The sequence below is a fragment of the Vibrio splendidus genome (assembly GCF_002873455.1).
GTDB classification, from domain to species: Bacteria; Pseudomonadota; Gammaproteobacteria; order Enterobacterales; family Vibrionaceae; genus Vibrio; species Vibrio splendidus_J.
Window position 1 is genome coordinate 100860 of sequence record NZ_MCUN01000004.1, and the last position, 15563, is coordinate 116422.

Below are 15563 nucleotides of genomic sequence, written 5' to 3' on the forward strand. Positions count from 1 at the left end.
GTTGTGTAAAAGTGCGGGACTTCCAATATGTCCTTCAGAGTTGTAAGTCTTTCATCAATTTTAGTCATTTTATGACCAAAATATTTTGATTCAATATCGGTTTTATGTGACTTACCCCACTATATAAGAGGTAAGTTGCAAAAAAATAACAGTCAGTTTTGTAATTTTTTTTCTTTTCGGGTGCGGATTCTACCACCTAATGAGTTCAATATCACTGCTTAACAATTGTCTTAGGACAAGGTTTCATCGCTATTTATTAATTTTTTGGATCAAAATAAATGGACTAAATAGTTTCGTTGTAACTATAATATGTTTCAAATCGAAACTTACTGGCTTTTTTTAAATGTCGAAACGAAACACCCAGCTCAGAAGACATGCTATTTCTAACCTTGTTAATGAAAAGGGAGAGGTCAGTGTTGATGAACTCTCCGCTAAATTCGAAACCTCAGAGGTCACGATTAGAAAGGACTTGGCGTCTTTAGAGAAAAACGGTCAGCTTTTGCGCCGTTATGGTGGTGCGATTTCATTACCGAAAGAGGTTGTGAACGAAGAACTGGGTCCACAAGTTTCGACTCGAAAGATTTCATTAGCGAAAGCCGCTGCTGATTTAATTCGCGACCATAATCGCATTGTGATCGATAGCGGTAGCACGACAGGAGCGCTAATTCAGCAGCTCAATAGCAAGCGTGGTTTGGTTGTAATGACCAACTCGTTGCATGTTGCTAATGCACTTAATGAGTTGGAAAGCGAACCAACACTGCTAATGACCGGCGGCACTTGGGATACCCATTCGGATTCTTTTCAAGGAAAAGTCGCAGAGTCAGTACTTCGAGCTTACGATTTTGATCAACTATTTATCGGGGCTGATGGTATCGACCTTGATAGAGGCACAACTACGTTTAATGAATTGGTTGGCCTAAGTAAAGTAATGGCTGAAGTGTCACGAGAAGTGATCGTGATGGTTGAGTCGGAAAAGGTGGGACGAAAGATCCCGAACTTAGAGCTGGCATGGGAACACATTGACATCTTAATTACCGATACAGACTTAGGCGAAGAATCCAAAGCAAGTATCGAATCACATGATGTTCGAGTGATCCTGACCGATCCAGCGTAAAAACAAATTTAAGTATTATGCATTTAACTTCCTATAATTGATCTTAATAAAGATCTGGCCTTTGCTTGCTGCCAATAGGAATAAAACGAAATTGATGGAGTAAAACTATGTGTGGAATTGTTGGTGCAGTAGCACAGCGTGATGTAGCTGAAATTTTAGTAGAAGGCCTTCGCCGCCTAGAATACCGAGGCTACGATTCAGCGGGTGTCGCTGTCGTTGATAGCGAGTCTAATCTAACTCGTGTACGCCGCCTTGGTAAAGTACAAGAGTTGGCAGACGCAGTCGATCAGCAACATGTTATTGGCGGTACTGGTATTGCTCATACACGTTGGGCGACACACGGTGAGCCTTCTGAAGCAAACGCACACCCACACATGTCTGGCGATATTGCCGTTGTACACAATGGTATTATCGAAAACCACGAAGCACTGCGTGCTCTACTGCAAGAGCGTGGCTACGTGTTTACTTCACAAACAGATACAGAAGTTATCGCTCACCTTGTTGAGTGGGAACTTCGTACGTCAACTTCTTTGGTTGAAGCTCTGCAAAAAACAGCAAAACAATTAGACGGTGCATACGGCACAGTGGCAGTTGATCGTAAAGATCCTAGCCGTATCGTTGTTGCTCGTTCTGGTAGCCCAATCGTTATCGGTTTTGGTGTGGGCGAGAACTTCCTAGCCTCTGACCAACTTGCATTATTAAGCGTAACTCGTCGCTTCATGTATCTAGAAGAAGGTGATGTTGCTGAGGTGACTCGTCGTGATGTTACTGTATTTGATGTAGCGGGTGAGCGTGTTGAGCGTGAAATTGTTGAATCAAACGCAGAGCATGACGCTGGTGATAAAGGCCAATACCGTCACTTCATGCAAAAAGAGATCTTTGAACAGCCAACAGCATTGATTAACACAATGGAAGGCCGTATCTCCAACACTTCTGTTATCACTAATGCGATTGGTGTTAAAGCTGAAGAGATCCTAAATAAGGTAGAACACGTGCAGATCATCGCATGTGGTACGTCTTACAACTCAGGCATGGCTGCGCGTTACTGGTTTGAATCTCTAGCAGGCGTAAGCTGTGACGTAGAGATTGCTTCTGAATTCCGTTACCGTGATTTCGTTGTTCGTCCGAATAGCCTATTGGTGACTCTGTCTCAGTCTGGTGAAACTGCGGATACGCTTGCTGCACTTCGTCTTGCAAAAGAGAAGGGTTACATGTCAGCAATGACAATCTGTAACGTTGCAGGTTCTTCTCTGGTTCGCGAATCTGACTTTGCCTTCATGACTCGCGCAGGAACTGAAATCGGTGTTGCTTCAACTAAAGCCTTCACAACACAGCTAGCGGCTATGCTGATGATGGTGACTTCAATTGGTCGTCTACAAGGTCGCATCAATGAAGAGAAAGAAGCGGAAATCGTTCAAGCACTGCATCAATTGCCTGCTGATATTGAAAAAGCATTGGCATTTGATAAAGAGATCGAAGCGCTAGCACCTGATTTTGCAGATAAGCACCACACACTGTTCCTAGGTCGTGGTGAGTTCTACCCAATCGCAATGGAAGCATCTCTTAAACTGAAAGAGATCTCTTACATTCACGCAGAAGCATACGCGGCTGGTGAGCTTAAGCACGGTCCTTTGGCTCTTATCGATGCAGATATGCCTGTTGTGGTTATTGCACCAAGCAACGACTTGCTAGAGAAGCTGAAATCAAACGTTGAAGAAGTACGTGCTCGTGGCGGTTTACTTTACGTATTCGCTGATGAAGACGCAGGTTTTGAAAGCGATGAGAATATGAAGATCATCAAGATGCCTCACGTTAATGAAGTAACAGCACCAATCTACTACACAGTACCGATGCAGCTGTTGTCTTACCACGTAGCACTAATCAAAGGTACCGACGTTGACCAACCTCGTAACCTAGCGAAAGCGGTAACGGTTGAGTAATCGGCAGCTTATCTAAGAAAAATTAGATAATAAGAAGCCCATCCTGTGATGGGCTTTTTTGTGTCTGTTCGTTAACGAGCAGTGTTATGGTTAGCTGTAGCGTCATTAAGCGCTAAGTGCTTGCTCTAGGTCAGCTAAGATATCGTCAATATGCTCAATGCCTACTGAGAGGCGGATCATCTCTGGTGATACACCCGCTTGTTTTTGTTCCGCTTCACTCAATTGGCGGTGTGTTGTAGAGGCAGGGTGACAAGCGAGAGACTTAGCATCACCGATGTTCACCAAGCGTTTGAAGATTTGTAGCGCATCATAGAAACGAACACCTGCTTCATAACCATCTTTCAAGCCAAAAGATAAAATGGCGGATGGCTTACCTTGCATGTATTTCTCAGCCAACGGATAGAACTCAGACGTTGGTAAACCTGCGTAGCTTACCCAACTCACGTTCTCATGTTGTTTGAGGTATTCTGCTACTTTCAATGCGTTCTCTGTGTGTCGCTCCATGCGTAACGACAACGTCTCTAAGCCTTGCATTAGCATGAAGGCATTCATTGGCGACAAAGCTGCGCCTGTATTGCGTAGCGGCACAGTTCGAGCGCGACCAATAAATGCAGCATCACCAAAAGCTTCGGTATAAACCACACCATGGTATGAAGGCTCTGGTTGATTAAACACAGGGAATCGATCTTTGTGTTCTGCCCATGGGAATTTGCCTGAATCAACAATCACACCACCCAATGTTGTTCCGTGACCACCAACGTATTTGGTTAGCGAGTGCACCACGATATCAGCACCAAAATCGATAGGCTTACATAGCACTGGCGTCGCTACTGTGTTGTCGACAATTACAGGCACACCTTGCGCGTGAGCAAGTTCTGCAACACGTTCTAAATCGATGATGTTACCTGCTGGGTTACCGATACTCTCACAGTAAACCGCCTTGGTTTTTTCATCGATCAGCGCCGCTAAGCTTTCAGGCTTATCGTCTTTGGCAAAGCGAACTTCTATTCCTTGGTTTGGCAGCATGTGAGCAAACAAAGTGTAAGTACCGCCGTAAAGCTGAGGCGTTGAAACGATGTTGTCGCCGATTTGGGCTAACGTTTGAATCGCGTAGTTAATTGCTGCGCTGCCTGCACTAACCACAAGACCAGCAATACCGCCCTCTAATGCAGCCATGCGTTTTTCCAACACATCGTTGGTTGGGTTCATAATACGGGTGTAGATATTGCCCGGCACCGCAAGGTTAAACAGGTCGGCGCCGTGTTGTGCATCATCGAATTCATAAGCAACGGTTTGGTAAATAGGAGTAGCAACCGATTTGGTTGTTGGATCAGTGTCGTAGCCGAAGTGAATCGAGAGTGTTTCGTCTTTCATGAGTCTTCCCTGAACTATTGAATGATTTGTGTACTCTCATATTGCCGATTTTTTTATAAAAGAAAAGTATGTTTAGTCAAATAGAAGAAACTGGACGAATGGGGCAGGAGGTTGAGCTAGAAGATAAAGGGCTAGAAAAGCAAAAAGCCAGAGCAGCGTGAACTGTTCTGGCTTTTCTAATTTGGTGGCCCCTCCCAGATTTGAACTGGGGACCGAACGATTATGAGCCAAGCTTCAGCCCTGTAATCAACATAGTAACCCTGTCCCGAATCACTCTGAAATCCACCAGCAAAATCACATCACCTGATTATCCGCATGAATTCTCTGATGTCGACGACGGGATGATGAACGTGATGGGAGTAATTAGTACGACGACGAGGGGGAGCTGGGGTGGAAGGCAGGAACAGTACCGGACTAAATCAGTCCAATTTATTGCCAGCAACCTAGAGGGATATCTAGAAGTTTTGGACTGTAACTCCAGAGGCTTAAAGGCTGTTGAGTGCCGCGTGAGTAGCACTAGTGCAGTGTACCGTTACGCATTAAAGCCATGTCTGTATAATAAACAGCTTTAGCCCTACTATAGCGAAAATATTTTTCAAAAAAGTAACTCTTTAAATGCATTTCTCGCATAACTATTTCTGCAAGTTCTTCGGAAGATATCCAAACGGGATAAGTTAGAACAATATTCTTAATTGCTTGTTCTAACTGCTGGTGAGGGTTATTGGGGGAGAGACATAAAAACGCCTACAAAAAGTGTACGAGTCAGACCAAAAAACAGACACATTGCAGGTTTCGACCTGATTCTTGGTTCAGGAATCTGTAATGTGATTTCGATATGCTGGAAGTATCAGCGCTTTTGTATGGGGGATAAGAGGTAATCTGTCTGTAGTAATAAACCCGAAGTCAAAATTATATTATTAACCGAGTATAAGCCTTTATGTACCAGCACCCATGGCTGACCTCCTCAACCTAGAACTAGCCAAATGTGCATATTTAATGGAAGTTTGTAGGCTTTGGTGTCCTAAAGACCCACTGGCGCCTAACAATAACCAATGGATCTTATAAGAGAAGAAAATTAACTTATCAACTTAATCTTTGATCGGAATAATTACGTTGTTATAAGCTCAAATTGGTCTGTTTTTCCAACCACCCTTTGCTAGAGTCAGACTTAAGTATAAGTTGACCGATTTGTTGAGGGTCGAGACTCCAAGTCTTTTTTCCATCAGGTAGGTAGCTGATTAACTGGCCATCTTGCCACAACCACTTCTGGGTTAAACTGGAGCCACACTGCTCAGTTATAATACGTTTATCTTTGTCAATTGATAAACAAACATTTGGGCTTTGTCTATTTACATATCTGCTTTCTTTATCGTAGCCCCAAATTTGAGCTAACTCACTGCTACACGCACTTCCAAAAACATGATTATCATCTTCGCTGGCAGTAAGGCATTGGTTGACATGAGATAGAGATTGAAGCGTTACATGTTTTTCTGGTAAAAATATCGGGTGATTCCAGTCAACAGTAAAAGCAGTGTTGATCTTATGTGAACCTTGCAATTCATCATGTGTAAGATGAATTGCCGCGAGAACACCATATTGAACAAAACCTGTATAAACAGAGTAGTCGACCCCAACGCCTACCTCAAAACGTGTCTTTCCTTGCTCAGTAACCGGAGCCTCGTAAATGACGTCATAATTAGGTTTGAAATTAGCGTAAGCGATTGGGTTAACCTTATCTCTATCGTAAACCCAAGCACCCGACCAGATAGGACCGCTAAAATAACAACCCGTAGAGGCTTCATTTCTCGTTAATGTATCGCAGACCCCGAAGGTGCGTTTGAAAGATAGTGAAAAATCATGCAACGAAGAATGGTTGACGATTTCATATTCCTGAGTATCAAACACTAAAGTTTTGGATTGTTGATAACCAAATGAAACGCCTAAATCAACACTACCCTTGGGACCATCTTTACCAATCTCTATGCTTTTCTTAGTATCAACGCCAATGGTAAAGCCGCTGGTTTCTCTGTGTTGGAAGTTTTTGTTTTTATTTCCAGGGTAGTTTTTTACAATTTTAGGTAGGTAACCATTAGTTGGCTTTACCCAAACATCATAACTTGTCGCAATTGGACCAAAGACTTCACTTCTGTCTGTCCATGTTCGAAAATTAACGTACTCTTGTGTTATGTCATCGGCTAGATGAATACCAGCCCCATGGCCTTTATCATCAATAGTAAAGCGTGCTATTTTTGAATCGGGTGTAAACCCTCCCTTTTTTGTGGACGAGCGTATGGATCGCATTAATGACATATTGACTCGAACGTCAATTGAAGCACTTGCATTACACCAATCACGCGTTTTATTTGACTCTCGGTCATAATCATCCCCAGTAAATAAATCACACGTGATATTTTGGCTGGTAATGTACAGGGGAATTTCTACAACCGGAAGAAAGTCATTCGATAAAACAGAAGTAGAGATGAGGCTTAAAATTGAAAGTGAGTATTTGATAAGTCTCATAATGACATCCCCGCACTAAAACGCTTTAAAACATGAACCAAGGATGAAGAAAGGCTTTCTAAAGCTTCGCTTTCATTTTTTATGTTGTTACCGTTGACATCAGTTATATTGACGTTGACAATATTGATAATTTTTTCTCCGTCTAGATTGCCAACAACAATTACAGGTGCATCAATACCTAGGCCAGAAATTATAGAGCTATAACTGATACGTTCCTCTTCTGAGTACACTTCTGTCATATCAATAATTAAAGTACGATTTTCATTTATGAGAGTTTTAGACTGTTTTATTTCTGCGACAGACAAGCTTGCTAGGTTAATATAATTAATATTTTCATTATTGATATAGTTATTTTTTGCTTCTTTTTGAAGCAAAGTTTCATGTAATTGTGTAGGTAGGCCAAACAATTGAATGTCAGATCTAGATGAAAAACTAACAAATAGAAGTAATAAAATTAATTTTTTCATAGTGGTTTCTTAGGTTGTTGTATACCAAGGGTTATTCAGAAAATATATATATCAGGGACTCTGAACTATAGCTCAGGTTATCGTTATTATTTTTGTAGTTCGTTCCAATTTAAATGCCAATAAATATATTGTGGACAACTCAATGGTGCATTCAATAACACCCGAAAATGATGGCAATTTCTCAGAACAACTAAATTACCAGAGAGATAATGTCTTGAAGTGAAATCCAATACTTAAAACTCTAGCTCGCGAGGGCGGTCACTCTAGACTGGCCCTGTAATCTCTTTCTAGCCCTTGTTCTACCTGACTTCTTCCGTAATTACTTTCCCTAGATTTCGTTGACGACGTCGTTGGTCCGGTCCTAGTCCGGTTTTTCACCCTGATTTAGGTCTATTGCTGTCGACGACGACGGTATTCTCACTCTAGATTTCTATCTGATTCCAGCAGTCCATTCGCTAACCCAACTTCTCACCCTAACTCATAGCAGATTCGCCCTAGAACCACTCCTAGCGTTGAGATTACCGATTTCAGTATGAATACCAGTCCAGTGATTAGCATTCGTTTCTAGCTCTGAGGTTCACTGCTGCTGCCGACTAACCTAAATCACTTAAGAGATATCAGACCAATTACCACGGAGGGTAATTGGTCATCATTGTTCAACAGTCATCTGGTTCTAATCTTCGGTGCTGAGTCTCCTGACTGATATCAGCTAGAACTCCATTTAGGTATCTCATTTATATCTATATAAATTACTGAACCTAATGGAACTGAATGTTGGTTATATTTTTGTTGGTTTAGTTGGGAAGTTTTTCTGGGGTTCTATTCTGGTGTTGAGTGGTATGTATTTAGCGAAGAATCGTGTCGTACAGATAAGAGAGGTTACTGATGGTTGATATCAGCCTGAGATAGATTTACGGGTTCTGCGGTGATTAGATGGAGTGTTTCAGTGGTGCTAATGGAATGGTGCTTACAGGAAGTAATCGAAGACCGGATATGGACCGGACTAGAAAAGCAAAAGGCTCGTAGATTTCTCTACGAGCCTTTCTGTATATGGTGGCCCCTCCCAGATTTGAACTGGGGACCGAACGATTATGAGCCAAGCTTCAGCCCTGTAATCAACATAGTAACCCTGCCCCGAATCACTCCGAAATCCACCAGTAAAATCACATCACCTGATTATTCGCATGAGTTTACTGACGTCGACGACGAGGTTATGGGATGACTTAGTACGACGACGCCGTCGAGGTTATGGGGGTAAAGTTGGGTGGAAAGACAGGAACCGGACAGGAACATACCGGAAAAATTAAGAAAGATTATTGTATTGAATGTAGCATAAACTATTGATCTTAATTGCTAAAAATTATCTTTGTTTGCAATATATAAAACTGGAGTTGTACAAGTAGATATTTAGTGTTTATTGAGGGAAGTATGAGCTCATCAGGAAAAGAGTTAGAAGAGTATGTTCAAAGCACCTATCGTTTTCTTCTAAATATGAAAGACGAAGGCGTTACAGTAGAAAGAGACATTTATTTAACAGGTAAATCTGGGGCTAAGCATCAGGTAGATGTGTTCTATCAGTTTAAGATTGCTGACATTACCCATAGAGTTGCGATTGAGTGCAAAGACCATTCTCGCCCAGTAGAGAAGGGAAAGGTACAAGAGTTCGCATACAAGCTTCAGGATATTGGGGGGATATCAGGTGTAATGGTTTCTCAAGCGGGGTACCAGTCAGGTGCAGAGTTAATAGCGAAACAAGCGGATATTATACTTAAAACCACAAAAGAATTACCTCCTACACCTTGGTTGATCGCTGAAAGGCTAGAAAGTGTGGCCTTGCCTACAGAAGGATATAGGGGTGAACCTTTTTGGGTCATAATGGAGCATAGTGATGGGAAGGTGAACGGCTCCTATTATGGCACTGAAGAAGATGGGAGGCAGTTTATCCCTCTATTCTTTTCCAAGTATCATGCGCAATTAAATTTCGATGAAGGACACTTAGATAGTAACCGCTGGTGTGTTAGAGGGCTACCTCGTCATGCATTTAGAGCTTTCCTTCTCTTGTTAGAATTGTTTGAACGCCAAAAAGTAGAACCTATGATTTGCTTCAGACCTCCAGGTGATACAACGGAATTAGGCTGGGCTGGATTGGTAACCAACAGAGACTCACTTGTTAAAGAGTACTACTGTGAAGATTTGCCCAGAATATTAAGAAGCTCAAATTAAATGATGATTCAGTAGTAATAAACCATGAATCAAAATTATATTATTAATCTAGAGTAAGCCCTTATGGAACAACACCATAAGGGCTTTTTCGTACCTAAATTGAAGGAATATCCATGAACCCAAAGGTCAATCAAACCAAGAAAGTACCAACAGAAGCTGATGCATCTAAAGCCGCGTCAAAACACAATCCATTTTCTACCATTCTCAAATCAGGGGAAGCAGACAAACTAGGTTCAAAATCTCAAGGGAAAGTCCTTTTCGAGATTGCTCAAAACAGTGAGGATAAACAACTCTACTTCCGAATTGCAGGCCAGACAGGGGGGGCAGGGTTACATTCAAAACAGTGGGTTCCATGCTCTAAGTTATTCGAGGTTATCGAATCTCAGGGTGATAAACCATGGAAAAGTCAGGTCTACAAATCCCTCTATTCTTCTGGTTCCGCTAACAATCAGGGCTTCTGTGCCGCTATCGTTCGTGGTCTAGGTTTAGCTGTTAAAGCTGAGTCTTCTATTTACCTACATGTCGTTTCAGAGAAATATCAAGATAGGAAAAAGGAGCTTCTCGCACTGTCAAAATCAAGGGCTAAATAGTGTGTAAAAACCTTGTCGTCGTCGACGTAATGACGACGCCGTCGATAAACCTACTCATGAACAAGTCGCTAGATAAGCTTCAATATCTCTAACCAAGGCTTGTTTTACCCATGACGGAGATATTACATCGATATCAGGCAGCCAAGATTTGAGGACTGGCATTAATGTGTGAATATCTGATGTCTCAATGCTTATAAGTGTCGAGCCATAACCCAACTCTTTCAGCACTTGAATTGTCATAGGTTGTTCTGACCTCTGGTAATCATCAATTCGACTAGAACCTACCTGTGCGATGACCTCTACAATACCCTGAGTATTCCAGTGTAATTCTTCTCTGATTAGTTTCTCGTTGAAGCTAGGGGAGGGAGTGTAAATATCATCGTGTTGAACTAACTCTGTAATCTCTGCCACTCGAAACGAATATGATTGGTTTCTAAGCATTGAAACCAAATGCCAAATCCCATGTTCGTTAATGAGTTGGTAAGGCTCAATCCGATGATAACGACGACGCTGACACGTTAAGGTCAGAGTGTTTCGTTGATGAATAGCGTTCGCAATGACACGTAACGTTGCCTGAAAGCGACTGGAATCTTCGATAGGTAAATGACGGAACAGAATAGATTGTGTCTTATGGCTTAGTGCCTGAGTCATGACTGCTCTATCTGGAAACAACTTATCTACTCCCATACTTGATAGGGAGTTCAGAGCTAAATGAGCTTTAGGGTTACGATGATCTAATTGCTTTAAGAAGTAATATCCGTCCTCTCTTTCGATAGGTAGAAATGCCAGTCGACTGAAATCTCGAAGTACAGTTCGTTCATGTACTCCAAACTCCTGCTGTAAGTCGATAAGGCTCAGTTTCTCTCCTGAATGTAATCGGGAAAGTATCTGACTCAATCGGTAGGCTAACTTCTCACTCTTATTCATATCACCAATGATGTACTGATTCGCTGACAGGTAGTGTCAGTCATCATTATTTCCCGATAGTCATGAGTAAGTGACCGATTTTGTTATAGGTTTCATAGCCCACGAAACCTAAGCCCTACCGTTATTCCTCAAATTAATTTTATCAACTGACACCACCTGTCAGTCCACACCTTCAAACTAATCAACAAATGCCTTCTTAGAAAGAGGGTATGCAATCTTCAAGGAAAAACAAAAAATGAAAAAATCAATCATCCTGCTAGGTCTAACTTTGCTATTCGCATCTTCAGTATTCGCAGGCGGCACGTTCGGTGGTAATCCGGGCGATATCTCAAAAATGAAAGAGCTGCTAGAGCCTCAATGGAATGGCAAGGCAGGTATTCAGAATACAGCGTCTTACGGTGTCATCGTGCAATGGAAAGCGGATGTCTGTGGAACCATGAATGGTCATGTCACTGATACGGCGAAATGCGGCCCAGATACCCAGAAAGGTAAAGCACAATAAATTTTGTTGCGGAGCTTGGCTCACGATGCCTCAGTTTCGAAATTGGAACTCTCTAGGCTGAGGTATCAATGAGCTCCGCAACACTCAATCAACCAACAAGAAGGAGCCTTTACATGGCGATTAAATCAATAACAACACTCGTTACAACCTGTCCTGCATGTGGTGAACGTGCATATGATGATGGTAGTTGTCAGGTGTGTGGTCACTCTCACTAAAGCGGCATTAACAAAAAAATCTAAAGGGTCATGTTCTTCATTGAGCATGGCCCTTTTTCGTATCTACATAAAGAGGTAGGGAAGTATGCAAAGTAAAACATTCTCACAATCATCATCCCAATCCAAAAAGAACACAGGTATTCGTGGGGCTCAAGTCGGTGCTGCGATTGGTGCTAGATATGGTCCATATGGAGTACTAATCGGAGGTATCGCTGGTTTCGTCATTGGTGTCGTCGCAGACGAAGTTATTGATGATTGACGGATAAGCTAGGTGAGCAGGGGATAACCTCTGCTTTTTTTGTTGTCGTCGACGTCGGCTCACAATACGTCGACGACGATAAATTATTGCTTTATCGAATAATTCCAGTTTGTACAATGCACCCTACGTCAATGAATCAGAGTGAGGTGTACTGATGGCAGAATATTTTAAGATTGCTGAAGACGATCCAGACCTAGATGCTTTTGAGAGGTTAATTTCTGATTACCACCCTTGGTACAGGAGCTTTAAGAATAAAGCTGAAAATAGACCAAGCTACAAATATAAGGATTTTTCATACGAGGCATTCGAGCAAGGACCTTTTCCGGGCAACGATGATCCTTATTGTCCGTTCGCATTTAGTTTTTTTAATGATGCTCACGTTCACAACTACTTATTGGATTGTCATTTTTTTCTTGAAAAGCCTTATGGAAGAAAAGCAGAACATAGCGTTCAGCAGTTAAAAGGCAGTCTCGAAGAATTAGTCAAAAACTCGGATTCCGTATTTGCCAAAGATTTAAATGGTATAGTTATTTTGTGTTGCACCATTTGGTCAGGTCTGATTAGAGATTATATAGTTGAAAAGAAAACGTATATCGATTCGGAACTGATGGATTATATTGTTGAGCAATCTACAAATGTCTGCAACTTTCTCATAGATTTATCAACATCAGAAGCGATGGATGTTGGGGTGCTCAAGACTTTAAGCCCTGAGGGGCGATATGGGTTACTAGCTAAGTACGTTCTTCAGGAGTATATGCAGTGTTTCCGTACCCATGTAAAAAAACATACGATTTTCTGGAAGAAAGAAACTGCTCGAGTAGCTAAGGCTTCCAAAGTAATTCAAGGTAGAAAAGTAGTTGTGGATAAAGGCTTTAGAAAGAAGTACCCAAAATACATACATGTGGTACTTGCGCATCAGCTCGTCCAGCACTTGAAAGATTCGCCTCAAGTACCTTCCTCTCCGACAGATTTCATCTTCAAAGAGATCAGCAAAAATAAATTCGCTAAATCACGAGATCTTAGAGCTCAATACCGTTGGTTGTTTATTAAAGCATGGCTGTACTCTTATCTTAGAAAGTACAACTTAACGTTATCGGAAGTAGCAGAGCAGATATCGTGGGACGATGATTTTTTCTATATGTCTGACATGCCAAATCTGGCTGATTTCGAAAAACAAGTATACAAAGACGAAATACAACAAGCTCGATTCCTAGACCTCAAGAACAACCTTTCTGCATGGCAGAACGATAAGTCCGAAGATGGTTATATCTACAGTCAAATCCTAGCAAGCAGTAAGAACCAAGCTTAGCAATAACCTCATCCCTTCCACTCTAGGAGAAGCAGTCATGCTTCTCCTTTTTTTTTGTCTCAACAAACCTGAGCGCATATGACAGATACCGATATCGACTTGCTGTTTAATGCAAACCAACGAGACGAAACGCCTTCTCGATGCTCTTTAACAATTTGGATAGTAACGCTCTAAGCTTTGTGACTCTTTAGTTTTGGCTGATTCGGTAACCTAATGAACAGCTTCATGCTGTTCATTGTGATGCTGAATCAAGCAGCATCAATTTCGATTGATAACTAAGGAGAAATGATATGAGTCTATTTAATAATTTAGCAAAGCAAGCGGAAAAAGTAGCGAACTTTAAAGCGGAAATACCAAGCAATGCATTGTCGAACATGATGCCCTCAGATGGTGTGCCATTTATGACTAAGTTTGAAGTGCAGAAACTACTTACAGTTGAGCGATACGATGACGAGACAGGATTTAAATTTACATATTATGTAGATGCAGATGTCGCGGAATCTTTGCCGAAAAAAGAAGTCTCTCAAAAGGTACTTCATGTTCTACAAACGACTAAAAACGATATTCGCTTTGTTCTACTGAGTGGCAATCCTTCTAACTCATGGAACCGCAGCAAACTAGATGCGGTGAAGGTGAGTGATGAAGGCAAGGTTATCTCGGTAAAACGTAACAAAGAAGCTAGTGTTTATAGCTATTCGATTGAGCATGATATCGCTCCATTTGACATCGATATGTCTCTTGTGGAGAAAGCTTTTGATGAGACGTTTGGAGGTGACTTTTATATTGATTCTTTGGAGCATCCAATCGCTCAAGCTATGTTGGAAAATCAAGGTGAATTGGTTGACGTCGACGGCGGTGATACCGAAAGCAATCAGGTGGATACCGACGCCGACGACAAGAGACCGTATGACCCTTCTGAGTATGGCATCTTTTCTAATGACCCTGAGCCACTTGAGGAGCTTGAAGAGATTGATGAGTTAGAAGACGTTGAGATTGAAGACAGTATCGACTTTGATGACTTGGATTTCGATGAGATTGCAGCTTGAATTGCAATAGCACGCTATGGTCTTAAGCCTCAAACCTATGCGCTGAATAAACAGCTGATTGTTCACTCAGTGCAGGGTTGGCTTCCTAAGCCCGTAGCTCTACAAGTTAAAGGTGTATCGAGTTTGCCTCCTTTGGATGTTCAACGCCGAATTACTCGGCATATAGAACATCTAAAAGGTAGGGAAGCGATTCGAATCAACCATGCTGCAATGCTCAAGCGAATTGGTTCGTACTCCAAGAAAAAGTCGGGTACGAGCCACTTCGTGGCAAAGCAGTATCAAGGTATTGTTGAGGTTCTGAGGACTGATACGGAAGGATATTGGTATTGTCCTGTCGTATCTGCTTTTCACACTAAAACTGGTCGTGATCACGTACTTGGTTCATCTCTGAGTCAGGTGCCTAAGCAGTATTGGAAGTCAGTCCTCAATCCGCCCCAAGGTAGCGTCTATGTTCTCCTTGACTACAAGCAACAAGAACCAATGATTGCCGCGCATTTTGCAGGCTGTCAGCCACTCTTGAGCTGGTATGAACAAGGAGAAGATATTTACCAGAAACTCATTCAGTTTACTGGTATTCAGCTTAGCCGTGAACAATGTAAGCAACTGCTTATTGGTCGTTTATATGGCATTGGTCATCGTGCATTAGCTGAAAAGATAGGTGTTTCACGTCGTCGAGTTAAGGTGTTGTTGGTTGAGCTATCAAAGCTCATTTGGCCAATAGATCAATATCTTGACCAATCCGCTGATGCTATTCGGCATTGTGGTATCGCTCGGTCTCTAGACTGGCAATATGCCGTTTCAGATTTAGACCAACGTCTTTCCCTTCGCAACTGGAAGATTCAAGCAGCAGGTGCCGACATACTTCGTCGCGCATGCCAAAGGCTTGATGAAGCCAATATTCCGCTTCTTCTTACCAATCACGATTCGTTTTTGGTGAGGCTAGAACAAGAGCAATTTGAAGACCAGAGAGATAAGGCTGTGAACGCATTACGATGCGCCGTCGCCGATGTTCTTGATGGTTTTAGTTTGAATGTGTCAGTTGATCTGACACAGCATGCCCAAGAAAAATAGATCTAT

The 15563-nt window shown here is 42.0% G+C and carries 13 protein-coding genes; 9 read left to right on the forward strand and 4 right to left on the reverse strand.

Annotation, left to right across the window (positions count from 1 at the left end; all coding sequences use genetic code 11):
- The first annotated feature begins 343 nt into the window (after window positions 1-343).
- Window positions 344-1114 carry a DeoR/GlpR family DNA-binding transcription regulator gene (locus BCU75_RS02100; protein ID WP_004736011.1) on the forward strand — a complete coding sequence of 257 codons (771 nt, stop codon included), beginning with the start codon at window positions 344-346 and terminating at the stop codon, window positions 1112-1114.
- A gap of 107 nt (window positions 1115-1221) precedes the next feature.
- Window positions 1222-3054 carry a glutamine--fructose-6-phosphate transaminase (isomerizing) gene (gene glmS, locus BCU75_RS02105; RefSeq protein ID WP_102465820.1) on the forward strand — a complete coding sequence of 611 codons (1833 nt, stop codon included), beginning with the start codon at window positions 1222-1224 and terminating at the stop codon, window positions 3052-3054.
- Window positions 3055-3159: 105 nt separating this feature from the next.
- Here the strand turns inward: glmS and BCU75_RS02110 are convergent, their stop codons facing one another.
- The 3 genes from BCU75_RS02110 to BCU75_RS02125 all read right to left on the reverse strand — a co-directional run bounded on the left by BCU75_RS02110 (window position 3160) and on the right by BCU75_RS02125 (window position 7415).
- Window positions 3160-4428 carry an O-acetylhomoserine aminocarboxypropyltransferase/cysteine synthase family protein gene (locus BCU75_RS02110; protein WP_099167432.1) on the reverse strand — a complete coding sequence of 423 codons (1269 nt, stop codon included), beginning with the start codon at window positions 4426-4428 and terminating at the stop codon, window positions 3160-3162.
- Between the two features lie 1116 nt (window positions 4429-5544).
- Window positions 5545-6948, reverse strand: a complete 1404-nt coding sequence (locus tag BCU75_RS02120; protein WP_102465823.1) for a leukocidin family pore-forming toxin — start codon at window positions 6946-6948, stop codon at window positions 5545-5547.
- A complete protein-coding gene (locus BCU75_RS02125) occupies window positions 6945-7415 on the reverse strand; it encodes a hypothetical protein (RefSeq protein ID WP_102472812.1) in 471 nt (156 codons plus the stop codon). Before BCU75_RS02125 ends, BCU75_RS02120 begins: the two co-directional genes overlap by 4 nt.
- 1428 nt (window positions 7416-8843) lie before the next feature.
- Here BCU75_RS02125 and BCU75_RS02135 point away from each other — a divergent pair.
- Entirely contained in the window at window positions 8844-9638 is a 795-nt protein-coding gene (locus BCU75_RS02135) for a restriction endonuclease (RefSeq protein WP_102472814.1), read from the forward strand.
- Window positions 9639-9751: 113 nt separating this feature from the next.
- Window positions 9752-10228: a hypothetical protein gene (locus BCU75_RS02140; RefSeq protein WP_102472815.1), complete on the forward strand. Its 477-nt coding sequence runs from the start codon at window positions 9752-9754 to the stop codon at window positions 10226-10228.
- A gap of 54 nt (window positions 10229-10282) precedes the next feature.
- Here the strand turns inward: BCU75_RS02140 and BCU75_RS02145 are convergent, their stop codons facing one another.
- On the reverse strand, window positions 10283-11155 hold the full coding sequence (locus BCU75_RS02145) for a helix-turn-helix transcriptional regulator (protein WP_102472816.1): 873 nt from the start codon (window positions 11153-11155) through the stop codon (window positions 10283-10285).
- A gap of 235 nt (window positions 11156-11390) precedes the next feature.
- Between BCU75_RS02145 and BCU75_RS02150 the strand changes: the two genes are divergently transcribed.
- The 5 genes from BCU75_RS02150 to BCU75_RS02165 all read left to right on the forward strand — a co-directional run bounded on the left by BCU75_RS02150 (window position 11391) and on the right by BCU75_RS02165 (window position 15557).
- The gene (locus BCU75_RS02150; RefSeq protein ID WP_102472817.1) at window positions 11391-11657 is read left to right on the forward strand and encodes a hypothetical protein; all 267 of its coding nucleotides are present in this window, start codon (window positions 11391-11393) and stop codon (window positions 11655-11657) included.
- Window positions 11658-11957: 300 nt separating this feature from the next.
- Window positions 11958-12131 (forward strand): hypothetical protein, encoded by a 174-nt coding sequence (locus BCU75_RS24320; protein ID WP_017107722.1) that lies wholly within the window; start codon window positions 11958-11960, stop codon window positions 12129-12131.
- Between the two features lie 154 nt (window positions 12132-12285).
- The gene (locus BCU75_RS02155) at window positions 12286-13440 is read left to right on the forward strand and encodes a hypothetical protein (RefSeq protein ID WP_017107723.1); all 1155 of its coding nucleotides are present in this window, start codon (window positions 12286-12288) and stop codon (window positions 13438-13440) included.
- 290 nt (window positions 13441-13730) lie between these two features.
- Window positions 13731-14486 carry a hypothetical protein gene (locus BCU75_RS02160; RefSeq protein ID WP_017107724.1) on the forward strand — a complete coding sequence of 252 codons (756 nt, stop codon included), beginning with the start codon at window positions 13731-13733 and terminating at the stop codon, window positions 14484-14486.
- A 69-nt stretch (window positions 14487-14555) separates the two neighbouring features.
- A complete protein-coding gene (locus tag BCU75_RS02165; protein WP_241905340.1) occupies window positions 14556-15557 on the forward strand; it encodes a DNA polymerase in 1002 nt (333 codons plus the stop codon).
- Window positions 15558-15563 lie beyond the last annotated feature (6 nt).